General features: G+C 72.9%; 15 protein-coding genes. 8 read left to right on the top strand and 7 right to left on the bottom strand.

Translation table 11 applies throughout. The features are described 5' to 3' along the window. Positions 1 to 135 precede the first annotated feature (135 nt). The 5 genes from B9S64_RS24765 (at position 136) to B9S64_RS24750 (ending at position 4,217) form a co-directional block, all read left to right on the top strand. A complete protein-coding gene (locus B9S64_RS24765) occupies positions 136 to 1,863 on the top strand; it encodes an FAD-dependent monooxygenase (protein WP_258037907.1) in 1,728 nt (575 codons plus the stop codon). A 90-nt stretch (positions 1,864 to 1,953) separates the two neighbouring features. Further along, complete coding sequence (locus B9S64_RS35560; protein WP_311605579.1) at positions 1,954 to 2,040, top strand: putative leader peptide; 87 nt, start codon at positions 1,954 to 1,956, stop codon at positions 2,038 to 2,040. A 112-nt stretch (positions 2,041 to 2,152) separates the two neighbouring features. After that, complete coding sequence (locus B9S64_RS24760; RefSeq protein WP_103491919.1) at positions 2,153 to 2,725, top strand: cysteine dioxygenase; 573 nt, start codon at positions 2,153 to 2,155, stop codon at positions 2,723 to 2,725. Further along, complete coding sequence (locus tag B9S64_RS24755) at positions 2,716 to 3,165, top strand: rhodanese-like domain-containing protein (protein WP_374936079.1); 450 nt, start codon at positions 2,716 to 2,718, stop codon at positions 3,163 to 3,165. The genes B9S64_RS24760 and B9S64_RS24755 overlap by 10 nt, the downstream gene beginning before the upstream one ends. Before the next feature lie 245 nt (positions 3,166 to 3,410). Then, a complete protein-coding gene (locus B9S64_RS24750; protein WP_103491917.1) occupies positions 3,411 to 4,217 on the top strand; it encodes a hypothetical protein in 807 nt (268 codons plus the stop codon). 528 nt (positions 4,218 to 4,745) lie between these two features. On the opposite strand, the gene recX is transcribed toward B9S64_RS24750, so the two are convergent. From recX to B9S64_RS24730, 4 genes are all read right to left on the bottom strand, one after another. Further along, complete coding sequence (recX, locus tag B9S64_RS24745) at positions 4,746 to 5,435, bottom strand: recombination regulator RecX (RefSeq protein WP_103491916.1); 690 nt, start codon at positions 5,433 to 5,435, stop codon at positions 4,746 to 4,748. 3 nt (positions 5,436 to 5,438) lie between these two features. Continuing rightward, a complete protein-coding gene (gene recA / locus B9S64_RS24740) occupies positions 5,439 to 6,569 on the bottom strand; it encodes a recombinase RecA (RefSeq protein ID WP_103491915.1) in 1,131 nt (376 codons plus the stop codon). Between the two features lie 164 nt (positions 6,570 to 6,733). Then, on the bottom strand, positions 6,734 to 7,924 hold the full coding sequence (locus tag B9S64_RS24735; RefSeq protein ID WP_103491946.1) for an AI-2E family transporter: 1,191 nt from the start codon (positions 7,922 to 7,924) through the stop codon (positions 6,734 to 6,736). A gap of 196 nt (positions 7,925 to 8,120) precedes the next feature. Beyond that, positions 8,121 to 8,315, bottom strand: a complete 195-nt coding sequence (locus B9S64_RS24730) for a DUF3046 domain-containing protein (RefSeq protein ID WP_028443713.1) — start codon at positions 8,313 to 8,315, stop codon at positions 8,121 to 8,123. Between the two features lie 79 nt (positions 8,316 to 8,394). Between B9S64_RS24730 and B9S64_RS24725 the strand changes: the two genes are divergently transcribed. Then, a complete protein-coding gene (locus B9S64_RS24725; RefSeq protein ID WP_103491914.1) occupies positions 8,395 to 9,309 on the top strand; it encodes a hypothetical protein in 915 nt (304 codons plus the stop codon). A 52-nt stretch (positions 9,310 to 9,361) separates the two neighbouring features. Here the strand turns inward: B9S64_RS24725 and B9S64_RS24720 are convergent, their stop codons facing one another. From B9S64_RS24720 to B9S64_RS24710, 3 genes are read right to left on the bottom strand one after another with little or no spacing between them, the layout of a single operon-like run. After that, a complete protein-coding gene (locus B9S64_RS24720) occupies positions 9,362 to 9,667 on the bottom strand; it encodes an AzlD domain-containing protein (protein ID WP_028443715.1) in 306 nt (101 codons plus the stop codon). Further along, positions 9,664 to 10,449, bottom strand: a complete 786-nt coding sequence (locus B9S64_RS24715; RefSeq protein ID WP_103491913.1) for an AzlC family ABC transporter permease — start codon at positions 10,447 to 10,449, stop codon at positions 9,664 to 9,666. Before B9S64_RS24715 ends, B9S64_RS24720 begins: the two co-directional genes overlap by 4 nt. A 10-nt stretch (positions 10,450 to 10,459) precedes the next feature. Then, a complete protein-coding gene (locus B9S64_RS24710; RefSeq protein ID WP_103491912.1) occupies positions 10,460 to 11,323 on the bottom strand; it encodes an AraC family transcriptional regulator in 864 nt (287 codons plus the stop codon). 114 nt (positions 11,324 to 11,437) lie between these two features. On the opposite strand from B9S64_RS24710, the gene B9S64_RS24705 reads away from it, so the two are divergent. Continuing rightward, a complete protein-coding gene (locus B9S64_RS24705; protein ID WP_103491911.1) occupies positions 11,438 to 16,141 on the top strand; it encodes a DEAD/DEAH box helicase in 4,704 nt (1,567 codons plus the stop codon). A 181-nt stretch (positions 16,142 to 16,322) separates the two neighbouring features. After that, entirely contained in the window at positions 16,323 to 17,183 is an 861-nt protein-coding gene (locus B9S64_RS24700; protein ID WP_103491910.1) for an Fpg/Nei family DNA glycosylase, read from the top strand. Positions 17,184 to 17,300 lie beyond the last annotated feature (117 nt).

Genomic DNA, 17,300 nt, shown 5'->3' with positions numbered 1-17,300 from the left:
ACCGGCAGTGAGTTGCATACGTTCTGTGATCGCGCCCCGAGCATCCGCCTCCGTACCTTCGACGGTCTCGTCCTCCGCACCCTCGATGACCTCCTCTTCCCTGCCCGCCGCCGCACCACACCGAGGAGTCTCGCCGTGGACCCGGTGATCGTCGTCGGTGCCGGCCCGGTGGGCCTGGCGCTGTCGCTCGCCCTCGCGGATCAGGGCGTACCCTCCGTCGTGCTCGACGAGGGACCGGGGAAGGACGAACCACGCCCCGCCCGCACCGTCGTCCTGCGTGAGGACACCGCGGACCTGGTGCTACGGCTCGGCTTCTCGTCGCTGTACGAGGAGGGCCTGCGCTGGACCGGCTGGCGGTCGGTCCGCCGCAAGCAGCTGGTCCGGGCCGTGCCGCTGGGCGAGGAGGACGCCGCCGTCCCGCTGCCGTCGCCCGTCCACCTGCCCCAGCACGCCCTGACGCGAGGCCTGAGAGGCGCGGCCGCGACCCGCGAGCTGGTGCGCCTGGTGCCCCTCAGCCGGCTCGACACGCTGGAACAGGACGCGCGCGGCGTCACCGCCCACACCAAGGGGCCGGGTACGACCTGGTGGCGCGGAAGCTACCTGGTGGGCTGCGACGGCGCCCGGTCCACGGTGCGCAAGCTCCTGGACATCAGGTTCCCGGGCCGTACGGCGGTGGAACGCCACGCCGTCGCCGCTCTCCGCGCCGAACTGCCCTGGCCGGACGAGGCCGTGCTGCACCGCTCCCCGCCATGGCGTACCGGAGGCGCCGAGGTCACGGCACGCCCGCTGCCGGACGGGGTCTGGCGGCTCGACTGGCTCCTTCCGCCGCGCGGTGAACTGGTCACCCCCGACGCCCTGATCACCCGGATCCGCGACACCCTCGCGGGCTGGTGCGGCGAGACCCCGCCCTACGAACTGCTCGACACCGGCGTGTACACGCTTCACCACCGGCTGGCCCGGCGATGGCGTTCCGGGCGGGCCTTCCTTGCCGGGGACGCCGCCCACCTCCTGGGGGCGCTCGGCACCCAGGGGCTGGACGAGGGCCTCCGGGACGCCGAGAACCTCGCCTGGAAGCTGGCGCAGGCCTGGCACCAGGGCGCCTCCGAACTGCTCCTCGACAGCTACCAGGCGGAGCGGCGTGCCGCGGTCGCCTCCCGGCTGCGCGCCGCCGACCAGTCGCTGCCGATACTGCGGGGCGGGGGGGGCCTGCGGACGCTCGTACCGGGCAGTGCGCGCGGGTACGACACCTTGCTCGCGGACGGTCACCTGGGCTGCGGCCCGCTGGGTGCGCCCCCCTCGTACACGCACTCCCCTCTTTCGCTTCAACGCGCCGGGGCGCACACTCCCGTGAGTACGCCCCCCGGTGCGCCGGTCACCGACGTACGGGTGACGGCACCGGACGGCATGTCGGTGCGGCTGCGCGAACGGCTGGGCCGGGGACACCTGTTGGTGGTCCTGGTCGCGCCGGGTACCGGGGTGTGGGACCGGCGGCACTGGCTGACGGCGGGCGTCATGCCCCGGCTCGTGGAGGCCGTGGACGCGCTGCCCGTGAAGGCCGAACTCCTGGTGACCGAGAGCTATCCGGGGGCGACGGCCCACACGGTGCTGCTGGTGCGGCCGGACGGGCACCTGGTGGCGGCGTTCGACGGGGTCCGGCCCGGGGAACTCCTCACGGCGGCGGACGCGGCCAGCGGCGGCCCCGTCGAGGCGGAGGCGGAGCCCGGGGACGAGAACACGGACGGGAACAGGGACAGGAAAGGGCACGGGAAGGGGGAGGCGGGCATGGAGACAACCGGGGGCAGGCGCCGGACGGCCGGCGGCTCCCGCCGACGAGGTTCCGACCGGACCGCGGACATCGATTGACCACGAACGTCGATTGACGGTGAACCACGGACGCCGGTGAACCACGGACGTCGATTGACCGCCGCAGGCGCACATGGTGTACTCCAGATCATGACCGACACCGATGTGCGCCTGTGGCGGAGAGTCCATATGGACCTCGTCCGCTATGCGGGCTGCGTGTGTCGTCCGTCCTGCTGAATCGCCTTCCCTCGCGCCCCGTACTCCCTTCGCGCTGTCTTCCGCGCACGGGCGCGCCTCCACGCGAACCCTCAGGACGGTCCCTGTGTCCACGTCTTCCCTCTCCACGCCCATGCCCACGCCTGCCCCTGGCCAGGCGACCACTCCCGTTCCCGCACTGCGCGCGTCCGCGTCGCCCGACACCGGTTCCGGCGGCCCGACCGTCGCGGAACTCCTCGACTTCGTCCGCCGGACCGCTGACGACGCCGCTCTCGTCGCCTCCCTGCCGCTCGACCCCGAGGGCCGCACCTGGCTCCGGCTGGAGGGCCCCGGGGGCAGCGAGGCATGGCTGATCGGCTGGCCGCCCGGCACGGGCACGGGCTGGCACGACCACGCCGAGTCGGCAGGGGCCTTCACGGTGGCCACGGGCGCCTTGCGGGAGCACTCCCTCGCCGCACGACTGCCCACGGACGGCTGGAAGTCACTGGAACTGCACGAAGGCATCGACCGCACCCGGGAGTTGAGGGCAGGTGAGGGCCGGGGGTTCGGCCGGCACCACGTGCACGAGGTCCTCAACGAGTCCGAGCGGGCACACGCCGTCTCGGTGCACGCCTACTACCCGCCCCTGCCGCAGATCCGCCGGTACAGCCGCACGGGCGCGACGCTCCGCCTGGAGCAGACCGAGCGCCCGGAGGACTGGAAGTGAGCGAGAACCACGCGGGGTACGGGGACAACGACGCGGACCGACGGGAGCCGGTGGGGATCGACGAACTGCTGGAGCGGATCCGGGCCGGCTACGAACGACTCTCCCCGCCCCAGGCCGCAGCCGCCGCGGCCGAAGGAGCCCTGCTGGTGGACATCCGTTACGCGGCCCTGCGCGAAAAGGACGGCCTCATACCCGGCGCACTGGTCGTCGAACGCAACGAACTGGAGTGGCGTCTCGATCCCCGGGGCAGCCATCGCGCCCCCGAGGCGGTGAGCCATGACCTGCGGATCGTGGTGATCTGCAACGAGGGATACGCGTCGAGTCTCGCGGTCGCGTCCCTGCGACAGCTGGGGCTGCACCGGGTCACCGACCTGATCGGCGGCTTCCAGGCCTGGCGCGCGGCCGGACTGCCGGTCGTCGTCCCCCCGCACGCTCCCTGACCCGGCTGACCTCCCGACCGGCGTGTCGCACCGGACCCTCACGCCGTCCGGTGCGACATGGCCTCCGGTATCCGGCCTCTGGTATCGCATGCCGTCTGCCGTCCAGCACCGCGTGACATCCGGTACCCCCGTGACGGCCTTCCTGCCCTGACACACCCGAACGCCGCTCCCCGGTGGAGCGATCTCCTCGCGCGACGGACATTCGGCTCAGCAATGTGGCCGAAATGTACGGAGATGTCGTGGCGATGGAAACCGTTCCCCTCACCCCCGAACAACTCGACGCCCAGGCCGCCCGCCTCCATGACACGGAGGCGTGGCGGCAGATCGTCCTGGGCCTGCGGTACACCGCTGCGGATCCGGTGTTTCCGGAACCCGCCCCACGCCCGGTCCTGCCGGAACCTGTTCTGCCGGAGCCGTTCCTACCGGAACGGGTACCGCCGAAGCCCCGCCCCGGCTCAGCCACCCCGGCGCCAACACGAGCACCGGCACCGGCAACACACCCCGCGCACCCCGGTCAGGCGGCACACCCCGGTCAGACCGGTCAGGCCGCCGCACACCCCGGTCAGGCCGGTCAGCCGGCCGAGTGGCGTGGGCTGCTCTCGGTGCCCGTCAGCAGCCTCGTGGAGGAAACCCTGCGAGCCCTGCCTTCCTCACTCCCGCGCGAGCGCCCGCTCCCCGGCCGCCTGGGCGCGCTGGTGCCGGATCTCCTTCACACATGGCGGCGGATCGGGCAGCCCGATGTACGGCCCTCCACACACCTCGGCTACGCACGGAAGATCCTCACGGAGTGGGGCTGGCAGAACACCCCCTACCGGTTGCGGAACGCCCGGGGCGCACGCTGCCTGTGCGGGGCCATGCTGACGGCGCACCGGCTGGGCTACGGCTCGCTGGAAACCGTGGACCGGGCCGGAGCCTGGCTGATCACCGAACTCCGCTCCCAGGGCTGGAACGACTTGATCGGCCCCTGGAACCGTCAGCCGGGACGCACGGCATCGGACGCCCTGTCCCTGCTCGACGCCACGATCCTCCGGGCCTCACGGGCGGGACACTGACTCTCGCGCTCTCCCCGCAGGGCGGACCGTCCGACCGGAGACAACACCCGGACCGGTCGACCGAGAGTGCCGGACAGGCCGGGCAGCCGCCCCCCACGCACGGCCCGAACCCGCTTCGCTCACCTGGCCCGGTCTCGCCCGGCCCCGCTCACCGGACCCGGTGTCGCCCGGCCCCCGCCGGGCGGGCCGGCCCAGGACGCCGCAGGGTTCTCCGGCTCCGCGATGGCCCCCTCCGCCACCGCCGAGCCAGTCTCAGCGCCCCGCCCCTACGCGCGGCGCATGGCCCTGAAACCCGTCGTCACGCTGCCCCGTACCGCACACGCCCCGCCTCGGAACATGCCCTGCCTCGGGCCCCCTCGTCACACCACCGGCTCCCGCACGCGTCGCCCCCTCAACCACCGTCCCGCTCACCGCGTGCCAGCCCCCGCACCCCGCAGCCCTCCCCCGCGTCCTCGCTCGCGCCCCCTGCTCACACCCCGATCGCTCACTCGTCGAGAACCACCTCCGCCGGGCCCCGGCCGCCCGGTGTCAGAAGGGCTCGTCCAGCCCTTCCGTGTCCTCCCCCTCCTCCTCAAGCGCCTGACGCACCACACGCAGGGCCATTCCCTCCCCGTATCCCTTCCGTGCGAGCATGCCCGCCAGCCGGCGCAGCCGCTTGTCGCGGTCCAGGCCTCGGGTCGAACGCAGCTTGCGGGCCACGAGCGCTCTGGCGGTCTCCTCCTCCTGCTCGGAGTCGAGTTGCCCGACCGCCTCGTCGATCACCGTCGAGTCCACGCCCTTGGTGCGCAGTTCCCGCACGAGCGCGCGCCTCGCCAGCCCCCTGCCGTGGTGCCGGGACTCGACCCAGGCGTCGGCGAACGCGGCGTCGTCGATCAGGCCGACGTCCTCGAACCGCGAGAGCACCTCCTCCGCCGCCTCGTCCGGGATCTCCCGCTTCCGCAGGGCGTCCGCGAGCTGCTTACGGGTGCGCGGCGTCCCGGTGAGCAGCCTCAGGCAGATGTTGCGCGCCTGCTCGGCGGGGTCGAGCGGCTCCCCCTTCCCGGCCCTCGACGAGAGGGGGGAACCGCGGTCTTCGGTACGGGAGCGGGACCTGCGGCCCGCCCCCCGGCCGGACCCGGCCTCCGCACCGGGCCCCGAGGCGCTCGCGACCGGCTCCACGGCGGATTCGCTCCCGGCACCGCCGCCTTCGGTGCCCGGCCACTCCGTACGGCGCGTCACGGCCTAGCTCTTGGCCGCTGCGGCCTTGGCGGGCTTGGCCTTGGTCGCGGGAGCCGGCACCGACTTCGCCGCCGGGTCGGCCGTGGCCCCGGCCGTCACCGCGCCGTCTGCCGCGGGCTCCGCCGCCGAGGTCTCCGCGTGGACACCGACACCGAGCTTTTCGAGGATCTTCCTCTCGATCTCGTTGGCGAGGTCCGGGTTGTCCTTGAGGAAGTTGCGGGCGTTCTCCTTGCCCTGGCCCAGCTGGTCGCCCTCGTACGTGTACCAGGCGCCGGCCTTGCGGACGAAGCCGTGCTCCACGCCCATGTCGATCAGGCCGCCCTCACGGCTGATGCCCTGGCCGTAGAGGATGTCGAACTCGGCCTGCTTGAACGGCGGTGCGACCTTGTTCTTGACGACCTTGACGCGGGTGCGGTTGCCCACGGCCTCGGTGCCGTCCTTGAGGGTCTCGATGCGCCGGATGTCCAGACGCACGGAGGCGTAGAACTTCAGCGCCCGGCCACCGGTCGTGGTCTCCGGTGAGCCGAACATCACACCGATCTTCTCGCGGAGCTGGTTGATGAAGATCGCGGTGGTCTTGGACTGGTTGAGCGCGCTGGTGATCTTACGGAGCGCCTGGCTCATGAGGCGGGCCTGCAGACCCACGTGCGAGTCGCCCATCTCGCCCTCGATCTCCGCACGGGGCACCAGGGCCGCGACGGAGTCGATGACGATCAGGTCCAGCGCGCCGGAGCGGACCAGCATGTCCACGATCTCCAGCGCCTGCTCGCCGTTGTCCGGCTGCGACAGGATGAGGTTGTCGATGTCGACGCCGAGCTTCTTCGCGTACTCAGGGTCCAGAGCGTGCTCCGCGTCGATGAACGCCACGGATCCGCCGAGCTTCTGGGCGTTCGCCACGGCGTGCAGCGTCAGCGTCGTCTTACCGGACGACTCCGGCCCGTACACCTCCACCACACGGCCGCGCGGCAGGCCGCCGACGCCCAGCGCGACGTCGAGCGCGGTCGATCCGGTGGGGATCACCTCGACCGGTTCGTTCGGCCGCTCGCCGAGGCGCATCACCGCACCCTTGCCGAACTGGCGTTCAATCTGTGCGAGCGCGGCGTCCAGCGCCTTCTCGCGGTCGGTTCCTGCCATGGGTTCCACCCGATTTGCTTGTGTCGATCGCTTCACGTCACAGACGCTAACCCCTGCCACTGACAATGGGCCTCGACGTCCTTCCGGCCTGTGGAAAACTCCGCGGCCGGGGACCGGGAAACACCGGCCGGAACCTCCATATGAATGGATGTTCGATTTTGGTGTCAAGCGCCACTCGGCGCGCCGTCCCCCGCCGTACCGTCCCCGCCGGTCTCGTCGCGGTGGCCGCCCTCGCCCGCGCTCCCCCTCCTCCGCATCCCGCTCAGGACCCGCGACAGCACCGGCTCACCACGCCGCCAGCGGTGCCCACCGGTCACCCTCGGATCGTCCGTGACGTCGTAGCGCTTCACGTAGGCGCCCAGGAATGCCTGGAGGGTGGCAACGGCCGGGATGGCGACCAGCGCGCCGACGGCACCCATCAGCGCGGTGCCGGCGATGACCGAGCCGAAGGCGACGGCGGGATGGATGTCGACCGTCCTGGCGGTGAGCTTCGGCTGGAGCATGTAGTTCTCGAACTGCTGGTAGATCACGACGAACGCGAGTACCCACACCGCGTACCAGGGATCGACGGTGAAGGCGATCAGCATGGGCAGCGCGCCGGCCAGATAGGTGCCGATGGTGGGGATGAACTGGGAGACCAGGCCGACCCAGACGGCGAGTGCGGGCGCGTAGGGCACGTCGAGGAACACCAGCAGGACGTAGTGGGCGACACCGGAGACCAGCGCCATCAGGCCACGTGAGTAGAGGTAGCCACCGGTCTTGTCGACCGCGATCTCCCAGGCCCGCAGCACCTCGGCCTGCCGGGCGGGCGGCAGCACGGAGCACAGCGCCCGCCGCAGCCTCGGGCCGTCCGCGGCGAAGTAGAACGAGAACAGGAAGATCGTGAGCAGCCGGAAGAGCCCGCCGAGCACCGTGGTGGAGATGTCGAGCACCCCGGTGGCGCTGTTCTGGACGTACTTCTGCAGCCAGTCGGAGTGCAGCAGGCTGTCCTGCACCCCGACCCGGGACAGCTCGGTGTCGAAGGTCTGGTTGCTCCAGTTGATCACCGAGTCGAGGTACTTGGGGAAGTCCTCGATCATGGTGGCGATCTGCCCGGCGAGCATCGAGCCGAGCAGCACGACGAAGCCGACTCCGGCGATCAGCACCGCCAGGAACACCAGGAACGTGGCGAGCCCGCGGCGCATCCCCCGGTCGGCCATGCGCCCGACGGCGGGTTCGACCGCGAGGGCCAGGAAGAAGGCGATGACGATGTTCGTCAGCAATCCGATGAGCTGGTAGAACGCCCAGCTGCCCAGCTGGAAGCATCCGTAGAACACCAGGGCCAGGAGCATCGCGCGTGGCAGCCACCCCGGCATGCGCACGGGACCGGGCCGGTGGGGCGGCGCGGCCGGCGGAACGGGCGGTGTGGTGGGCTGCTGGTTCTGGTCGATCTCGTCTGTCGATGCCACGGGACAAGTCTCGCCTACCCGTCGCCCTGCCCTGCCCGCTCCGCTGCCCCGGAGCCTGCCGGTTCGGAAAGCGCGTCAGTCAGGGGAGCACACGGATCCCGGGTCAGCGCCGGTCCGCGGGGATGCCGACCGCCGCGCAGACCCCGCGCCAGACGTCCTTCGTCTCCCAGCCCGCGGCCAGCGCCTCCTGGACCGTACGTCCGCCGAGCTCGGCCATCACATGATCGCGAGCGAAGGAGTCCGCGTAGGCCTCGCCGAAGTGGTCGGCCATCCGCTCCCAGAAAATCGTCAACCGCATGACTCCAGTATCCCGCTCCTGAGAGTGCAGCCGGGCCGGTACGCCCTGCGGGCGGCCCGTTCCCCTCTACGGTCGGTCCATGGCTGGAACCGGAGCACACTCCCTCGCCCGCGCCGAACAGTTCATCTGGCTCACCGCACGCGTCCTGGAACAGCGGCGGTTCTCCCACCTCTTCCTGGACGGGAGCGCGGACGCGGTCGAGACCGCGCTCGCCGCCTACCTCAACGAGGACGGCGGCTACGGGCACGCCCTGGAACCCGATCTCCGGGGGCCCGTGAGCCAGCCGACGCACACGGCTCACGCGCTCAGCGTCCTCGACTCGATCGGCCGGTGCGCGGGTCCCCGGGTGGAACGCGTCTGCCGCTACCTGACCGGGGTGTCGACCAAGGAGGGCGCGCTGCCCGCCGTGCTCCCGTCGCAGCGCGGCTACCCCGCCGCGCCCTTCGTCCCCGTCGTCGACGACCCGCCGGCCGAACTACTGGCGACCGGCCCGGTGGTCGGACTGCTGCACCGCAACCGGGTGTGGCACGCGTGGCTGTTCCGGGCCACCGACTTCTGCTGGGCCGCCGTCGACGCGCTGGAGCGGTCTCATCCGTACGAGATCGAGGCGGCCCTCGCCTTCCTGGACGGTGTGCCGGACCGGGCACGAGCGGAGGCCGCCGCCGACCGGCTCGGCCAGCTGGTGCGTGAACAGCGCCTCGTGGTGCTGGACCCCCGGCGGCGGGCGGAGTACCCGGTGGCGCCCGGTTACGCCCCGGGGGAGCACCACTTCCCGTACGACTACGCGCGCACGCCCGGGTCGCTCGCGCGCCGCTGGTTCAGCGAGGACGAGTTGGACGGGTCGCTGGACCGGCTGGAGGCCGAACAGTGTCCGGACGGCGGCTGGCCGGTCACCTGGCGGCAGTGGGCGCCCGGCACCGAGCTCGAAGGGCGGCCCCTGGTGACACTCAGGGCCCTGCGGACCTTGCGGGCCTACGGGCGCCGCCCACGCTGAGGCGCCGGGCCCGCAGGAGGCCCCCGTACACCTGTGCCGAGAGGCGCCGGGCCTACATCAGCGCCCGTACGCCCGCGGTGACCACGACCGCCACCCCGACGACGACCAGGAAGGGCGCCCTCAGGACAAGGGCCAGAGCCGCTGCGGCGAGCCCCGCCGCCCTGGCGTCCAGCACCGGTTGCTGTGCGTCGGCGAAGGTCTGCTGGGCGGTGAGGGCCGCGAGCAGCGCGACCGGCAGGAGCGCCGCGAGCCGCTGGACGAGCGGACGTTCCAGGACACCCGCGGGGATCAGCAGTCCCAGGAGCTTGGCCAGGTAGCAGCCCACCGCGGTGAGCCCGACGGCGATCCAGATGTTCACGCGCCCTCCCGGGGCTTCGTCGTGGGCCCGGACACGTCCGGGCCCCTGTCGCCGCCCCGCCCCATGAGGAAGAGCACGACCGGGGCGGAGAGTGCGGACACCAGGACCGGCACGCCCGCGGGCAGCACCGGCAGCAGTCCCAGGGCGAGCAGGACGGCCAGTCCCGCCGTCACGCGTTCCGTGGCGCTCTTGAGCATCGGCGCGAGCAGGGCCAGGAACACGGCCGGGCCGGCCGCGTCCAGCCCCCAGGTCTCGGTGTCGCCGAGCGCCTCCGCTCCGAGCGCGCCCAGCAGGGTGGTGAGGTTCCACAGGACGTAGAGGGTGAGCCCGGTGACGGAGAAGGCGATGCGCGCGGCCCGCCGGGTGGGCTGGGGCAGGGTGACGGCGGTCGTCTCGTCGATGACCCACTGGGCGGCGAGCGGCTTCAGCGGGCGTGGCAGGGAGAGCAGTTGGGAGAGCCGCAGCCCGTAGAGGGCGTTGCGTACGCCGAGGAAGAACGCGCCGGCCGCCGCGGTGTACGGGTTGCCGCCGGCCGCGAGCGCGCCCACGAGGGCGAACTGCGAGGCCCCGGTGAAGACGAGGAGGCTCAGGGCGCAGGTCTGGAGCAGGGTGAGGCCGGATCCCGCCGAGGTGACTCCGAAGGCGAAGCCGGACAGGCCCACGGCGATACCGACGCCGAGGGCGTCCCGGACGACCGCGGCGTCCGGTTTCCCACCGTCCGGCGGCGGTGGGGCACCGGGGGCTCCGGTGGGCTGGGGGAATGATGCTGTCTGTTCTGCCACACCCGGGACGCTACGGCGGGGGCTCCGGGCCCGTCTTGTACGTTCTTGCGCGTTCCCGCTGGTAGGCGCCCGGGGGCACACCCACGATGCGGGTGAAGTGCCGGTTGAGGTGGGGCTGGTCGGCGAAGCCGACCGCGACGGCGGCCTCGGCGGGGGCCGTCCCTTCGTCGAGCATGCGGCGGGCGCGCCGCACCCGGGCGTCGGTGAGCCAGGTGTGCGGCGGCATCCCGTACCGCTTCTTGAAGGCACGCAGCAGCGCGAAGGGCCTGGTGCCCAGCTCGGCCGCGAGCGTCTCCAGGGTCGGAGGCCGGTCCATCCGCTCCTCCAGCACCGCGCGGGCGCGGTCCGCGTCCCGGGAACCGGCCGAGTGGGGCGTCCGGGCGGGCAGCGCGGTGCCGTGGCTCTCCAGCAACCGTGCGACCAGGACGCGCAGCACACTGTCCGCGGCCAGCGCGTTGCCCTCCTCGGCCGCCCGGTGGACCTCCGCGATCAGCCGAGCGGCGTGCGGGTCCATCACGCTGGTCCTGGAGAACCCGACCGTGCCGCGCAGGCTCGTCAGATCCGCGGCGATGTCGTTGACCACCCGGACCGAGGGGTAGAGCGTGGCGTACACCCAGCCGTCGGGCACGCCCGCGCGGGCGGTGTGCGGCACCTCGGGATTGATCATGACGACGCTGCCGGGACCGGCGTGGACGGTGCCGCCCGGCAGTCCGACGTCCTCGATGCCCCGGGTGACGGAGCCGAAGACGTACCCCTCGTGGCTGTGCCGGGGAAAGGTGTGGCGTACGTAGCGGGCCCGCAGCAGGTCGAGGTCCGGCAGTTCGGCGTACTGCCAGTGCCGTGCCCACTCCTTCGCCGCTCCTGGTGCCGTCATGGCTGGATTCTCGCAGGTCCGGGGCGGGCGGCGGCTGCCCTGTGGGGTGGAGCGCGGAGGACGCGGGGGGCGTGCGCCCGGTCGATGTCAGTGCCGGGGTGCACGATGGTGGGCATGGCCGGCTCAGCACTCGATTCGTTCTCGCCCGCGACCCGTGGCTGGTTCACGGGCGCCTTCGACGCGCCCACCGCGGCTCAGGAGGGTGCCTGGCGGGCGATCGGCGAGGGCTCGGACGTGCTGGTCGTCGCGCCGACCGGTTCGGGCAAGACCCTGGCCGCCTTCCTCGCCTCGCTGGACCGGCTGGCGGCCGTACCACCACCCGCCGAGGCGAAGAAGCGCTGCCGTGTGCTGTACGTCTCCCCGCTGAAGGCCCTCGCGGTGGACGTGGAGCGCAATCTGCGCTCACCGCTGACCGGTATCCGTCAGGAGTCGGTGCGCCTGGGACTTCCGGAGCCCGAGGTGCGGGTGGGGATCCGTTCCGGGGACACCCCTCAGGCCGAGCGGCGTTCGATGGCGACGAGGCCTCCGGACATCCTGATCACCACCCCCGAATCCCTCTTCCTGATGCTGACCTCGTCGGCCCGGGAGGCGCTCGCGGGGGTCGAGACGGTGATCCTGGACGAGGTGCACGCGGTCGCGGGCACCAAGCGGGGTGCCCATCTCGCCCTGTCGCTGGAGCGGCTGGACGAGCTGCTGGCCAGGCCCGCGCGGCGTATCGGCCTGTCGGCGACGGTCCGCCCGGTCGACGAGGTGGCGCGGTACCTGTCGCCGCAGCGGAAGGTGGAGATCGTCCAGCCCCGGTCGGCCAAGGAGTTCGACCTCTCCGTCGTGGTGCCCGTGGAGGATCTCGGGGAGCTCGGCGGCTCCCCCGCGACGGACGACGGGGCCGGACAGGCGGAGAAGCCCTCGATCTGGCCGCACGTCGAGGAGCGGATCGTCGATCTCGTCCAGTCCCACCGCTCGACCATCGTGTTCGCCAATTCCCGGCGGCTGGCGGAGCGCCTGTGCAACCGGCTCAACGAGATCGCCTACGAGCGGGCCACCGGCACCGCCTTCGACGCGGACGGCCCCGCCGTGCCGCTGCCCGAGGCACACGCCCCGGCCGAGGTCATGGCCCAGTCCGGCGCGGCCAGGGGGGCGCCCGCGGTCCTCGCCCGCGCGCACCACGGTTCGGTGTCCAAGGAACAGCGTTCCCAGGTCGAGGAGGACCTGAAGGCGGGCAGGCTGCCCGCCGTGGTCGCCACGTCGAGTCTGGAGCTCGGTATCGACATGGGCGCCGTCGATCTGGTGATCCAGGTCGAGTCGCCGCCGTCCGTGGCCTCCGGGCTCCAGCGGGTCGGCCGGGCCGGACACCAGGTCGGCGCGGTGTCCACCGGGGTGGTCTTCCCGAAGTACCGCGGCGACCTCGTCCAGGCCGCCGTCGTCACCGAACGGATGCGTGAGGGGGCCATCGAGGCCCTGCGCATCCCGTCCAATCCGCTGGACGTGCTCGCCCAGCAGCTCGTCGCCATGGTGGCGCTCGACAGCTGGCAGGCCGACGACCTGCTGGCCCTGGTCCGCCGCGCCGCCCCGTTCGCCTCGCTGCCCGAGTCGGCGTTCACGGCCGTGCTCGACATGCTCGCCGGCCGCTATCCCTCCGACGCCTTCGCCGAGCTGCGTCCCCGGGTGGTCTGGGACCGTATCGCGGGCACGGTCACGGGCCGCCCCGGTGCCCAGCGGCTCGCCGTGACCTCCGGCGGGACCATTCCCGACCGCGGGCTCTTCGGGGTCTTCCTGGCCGGCGCCGACCCCAAGAAGGGCGGCGGCCGGGTCGGTGAGCTGGACGAGGAGATGGTCTACGAGTCCCGGGTGGGCGATGTCTTCACGCTGGGCACCACGTCCTGGCGGATCGAGGACATCACCCGGGACCGGGTCCTGGTCTCGCCGGCCCCGGGTGTACCGGGCCGGCTGCCGTTCTGGAAGGGCGACCAACTGGGCCGCCCGCTGGAGCTGGGGCGTGCGCTGGGCGCGTTCCTCCGCGAGATCGGCGCGCTGTCCGCCGAGGACGCCAGGCTCCGGCTGCTCGCCGCCGGGCTCGACGCCTGGGCCGCCGACAACATCCTGTCGTACGTGGACGAGCAGCGCCGCGCGTGCGGTCACGTCCCCGACGACCGGACCGTCCTCGTCGAGCGGTTCCGCGACGAACTGGGCGACTGGCGCGTCGTGGTGCACTCGCCGTTCGGCGCCCAGGTGCACGCCCCCTGGGCGCTCGCCCTGTCCGCCCGGCTCGGCGAGCGGTACGGCATGGACGCACAGGTCATGCACGCGGACGACGGCATCGTGCTGCGGCTGCCGGACGCCGACCTGATGGGCCTCGACCTCCTCGACTTCGACCCGGTCCAGGCGGAATCCGGCGGGAGGGCGGAGGACCCCGGCGGCACACGGGCCCCCGTCCTCCCCGGCGGGTCCGACGGCGAGCAGCCTCCTGTGGGCGCCGCCGACGTGGTCTTCGACAAGGGCGAGATCGGCCAGGTCGTCACCGACCAGGTGGGCGGGTCGGCCCTGTTCGCCTCCCGCTTCCGCGAGTGCGCGGCGCGGGCCCTGCTGCTGCCCCGCCGGAGCCCGGGAAAGCGCACCCCTCTGTGGCAGCAGCGGCAGCGGGCGTCCCAGCTTCTCCAGGTGGCGTCCGAGTTCGGTTCGTTCCCGATCGTCCTGGAAGCGGTCCGCGAATGCCTCCAGGACGTCTTCGACGTCCCGGGCCTCACGGAACTGATGGGCGACCTGGAGGCCCGCCGGGTCAGCCTCGTCGAGGTGACCACCCAGGAGCCCTCGCCGTTCGCCCGCTCACTTCTCTTCGGCTATGTCGCCCAGTTCCTCTACGAGGGCGACTCCCCGCTGGCCGAGCGGCGGGCCGCCGCCCTCTCGCTCGACTCCCGTCTCCTGGCCGAACTGCTCGGCCAGGCCGAGCTGCGCGAGCTGCTGGACGCCGACGTCCTCGGCGAGCTGGAGCGGGAGCTCCAGTGGCTGACCGACGACCGGAAGATCAAGGACGTCGAGGGAATCGCCGACCTCCTGCGCGTCCTGGGCCCCCTCACCACCGCGGAACTCACCGAGCGCGGCGCGCGGCCGCAGTGGGCACCGGAGCTGGCGGCGGCCCGCCGGGCCATCGAGGTCCGCATCGGCGGGGCGGCCCACTGGGCGGCGATCGAGGACGCGGGCCGGCTGCGGGACGCCCTGGGCACCGCGCTGCCCGTAGGCGTTCCGGAGGCGTTCACCGAACCGGTGAAGGACCCGCTCGGCGACCTCCTCGCCCGCTACGCCCGTACGCACGGTCCGTTCACCACCAGCGGTGCGGCGAGCCGCTTCGGTCTCGGCACAGCGGTCACGGAAGGGGCGTTGCAGAGGCTCGCCGCCTCGGGACGGGTGGTCCAGGGTGAGTTCCATCCGGCCGGAATCGGCCAGGAGTGGTGCGACTCCACCGTCCTGCGGCGTCTGCGCCGCCGTTCGCTGGCCGCCCTCCGCCAGGAGCTGGAGCCGGTGCCGCCCGCCGCGCTGGCCGGGTTCCTCCCCCAGTGGCAGCACGTGGGCGACACCGGTCTGCGTGGAATCGACGGACTGGCTCGGGCCGTCGAGCAGTTGCAGGGCGCCCCGGTGCCCGCGTCGGCCCTGGAGAAGCTGATCCTGCCGAGCCGGGTGGCGGGCTACACCCCCGCCCTGCTCGACGAACTCACCACGACCGGCGAAGTCGTGTGGGCCGGTTCGGGGGCGCTCCCGGGCAAGGACGGCTGGCTCTCCCTCTACCTCGCCGACAGCGCGCCCCTGTTGCTGCCGCCGGCGCGCCCGCTGGAGGAGACCGCCCTGCACGCGTCGGTCCTCGGCGTCCTCTCCGGCGGATACGGCCTGTTCTTCCGTCAGATCGCCGATCAGGTGCGGGCCACCACCCACCCGGACTGCACCGATCCCCAACTCGCCGACGCGCTCTGGGACCTGGCCTGGTCCGGCCGGCTCACCAACGACACCCTCGCACCGCTGCGCTCGCTCCTGGGGTCGGGCCGCACGGCCGGTTCCACCGCGCACCGGGCGAAGCGCGGTGTCCCGCGCGGGCGTTACGGGACGCTGACGGGAGCGGCCCGCCCCGCTTCCCGTACCGGCCCGCCCACGGTCTCGGGCCGCTGGTCCCTGTTTCCCACGGCCCGGCCCGACCCCACCCACCGCGCGCATGCCCTGGCCCGTACGCTCCTCGACCGGCACGGCGTGGTGACCCGTGGAGCGGTGCAGGCCGAGGGCGTCGAGGGCGGGTTCTCCGCGACGTACCGCGTGCTCGCCGCGTTCGAGGACAGCGGCCAGGCCCGCCGGGGGTACGTCGTCGAGGGGCTGGGGGCGGCGCAGTTCGCGATGGACGGCGCGGTGGACCGGCTCAGGTCGGTGTCCACCGCCCGCGAGCGCAGAGACCCGGACGCCGCGCCCCGCGCGGTGGTACTCGCCGCGGCCGACCCGGCCAACGCCTACGGTGCGGCCCTGCCCTGGCCGGAGTCCCCGGACGGGGCGGGACACAAGCCGGGGCGCAAGGCCGGGGCCTTGGTGGTCCTCGTCGAGGGTGAGCTGACGCTGTACATGGAGCGCGGCGGAAAGTCCCTCCTGGCGTGGACGACCGAACCGGACGCGCCCGCACTCGTCGCCGCGGCGGAGGCGCTCGCGGCGGCGGCGCGTGCGGGGAGGCTGGGCACGGTCACGGTGGAGCGCACCAACGGCGCCTCCTCCCTCACCTCGCCGCTGGGCCGCACTCTGGAGGCCGCCGGTTTCCTCGCCACACCGAGAGGACTGCGCCTGCGCGCCTGACAGCGACCGCGCGCGGCCCCGGCCCCTCGCCCGACGTGACCCCGCAGCCCCGCAGCCGTGCCGCAAGCCGCCGACCCTGCCGTATACCGGCAACATCCCGCGAGCCGTCGGCGTCCCGCACGCGGTACAGGCACGTGCCGAGCGCCTGCCGGGCACGTGCCGGGCCGCGCATGATGGAGGCATGCCCGAAGGTGACACCGTCCTGCAGACGGCCAGGCGTCTCGACACCGCGCTGGCAGGCCACGTCCTGACCCGTTCGGATCTGCGGGTCCCCCGGTTCGCCACGGCCGATCTGAGCGGCCGCGCGGTCCTCGACGTCACCGCGCGCGGGAAGCACCTCCTCACCCGCGTCGAGGGCGGCCTCACGCTGCACAGCCATCTGCGGATGGAGGGGGCGTGGCGCCTCTACGCCCCGGGAGAGCGCTGGAACGGCGGTCCCGCGCATCAGATCCGTGCCGTCCTCCAGACGGCGGAGCGTACGGCCGTCGGCTACCGCCTGCCCGTGCTGGAGCTTCTCCGCACCCGGGACGAGGACCAGGTCGTCGGCCATCTCGGCCCCGACCTGCTGGGCCCGGACTGGGACCCGGAGACCGCCGAGCGCAATCTGCTGGCCACCCCCGGCCGCCCGCTGGGAGAGGCGCTGCTGGACCAGCGCAACCTCGCCGGAATCGGCAATGTCTACATGTGCGAGCTCTGCTTCCTGGCCCGTGTCACGCCCTGGCTGCCCGTGGGCGGACTTCCACCGTCCACGGTGCCCCGTCTGGTCCGCACCGCCCAGCACCTGCTGGAAGCCAACCGCGACCGGCCCGTGCGCACCACGACCGCGCCTGTCGTCACCTCCGCCCGGAGCCGCCTACGGGAGCCGGGCCGCTCTCATGAACCCGGTCCCCGGAACGAGCCCGGTCGGTTCCGGGACAAGCTGTTCGTCTACGGCAGGGGTGGTCACCCATGTCTGCGCTGCGGAACGCCGGTGCGGAGAGTCGAACGGGACAACCGGCCCACGTACTGGTGTCCGGGCTGCCAGGCAGGACCCACCCCCTGAGGAGACCGTGCCGCTCCCCCTCCAGACAGGCCCCACCCTCTGAGGCGACCGCGCCGCTGCCCCCCTCCGGGCCGGACCCGTACCACCGCTCATACGTCCGCCTCGTCAGGGAACCGT

It is taken from the genome of Streptomyces sp. SM18 (genome assembly GCF_002910775.2).
In the GTDB taxonomy this organism is placed as follows: Bacteria; Actinomycetota; Actinomycetes; order Streptomycetales; family Streptomycetaceae; genus Streptomyces; species Streptomyces halstedii.
Note: the sequence above shows the minus strand (reverse complement) of the source record. Positions and strands in the feature narration are given on the sequence as shown.

Bases quoted from the DNA above. Each gene is read 5' to 3' on its own strand.
- B9S64_RS35560 (WP_311605579.1), top strand. From the start codon at position 1,954: ATGACCGACACCGATGTGCGCCTGTGGCGGAGAGTCCATATGGACCTC.
- B9S64_RS24760 (WP_103491919.1), top strand. From the start codon at position 2,153: ATGCCCACGCCTGCCCCTGGCCAGGCGACCACTCCCGTTCCCGCACTG.
- B9S64_RS24750 (WP_103491917.1), top strand. From the start codon at position 3,411: ATGGAAACCGTTCCCCTCACCCCCGAACAACTCGACGCCCAGGCCGCC.
- recA (WP_103491915.1), bottom strand. From the start codon at position 6,569: ATGGCAGGAACCGACCGCGAGAAGGCGCTGGACGCCGCGCTCGCACAG.
- B9S64_RS24735 (WP_103491946.1), bottom strand. From the start codon at position 7,924: ATGCCGGGGTGGCTGCCACGCGCGATGCTCCTGGCCCTGGTGTTCTAC.
- B9S64_RS24730 (WP_028443713.1), bottom strand. From the start codon at position 8,315: ATGCGGTTGACGATTTTCTGGGAGCGGATGGCCGACCACTTCGGCGAG.
- B9S64_RS24725 (WP_103491914.1), top strand. From the start codon at position 8,395: ATGGCTGGAACCGGAGCACACTCCCTCGCCCGCGCCGAACAGTTCATC.
- B9S64_RS24710 (WP_103491912.1), bottom strand. From the start codon at position 11,323: ATGACGGCACCAGGAGCGGCGAAGGAGTGGGCACGGCACTGGCAGTAC.
- B9S64_RS24705 (WP_103491911.1), top strand. From the start codon at position 11,438: ATGGCCGGCTCAGCACTCGATTCGTTCTCGCCCGCGACCCGTGGCTGG.
- B9S64_RS24700 (WP_103491910.1), top strand. From the start codon at position 16,323: ATGCCCGAAGGTGACACCGTCCTGCAGACGGCCAGGCGTCTCGACACC.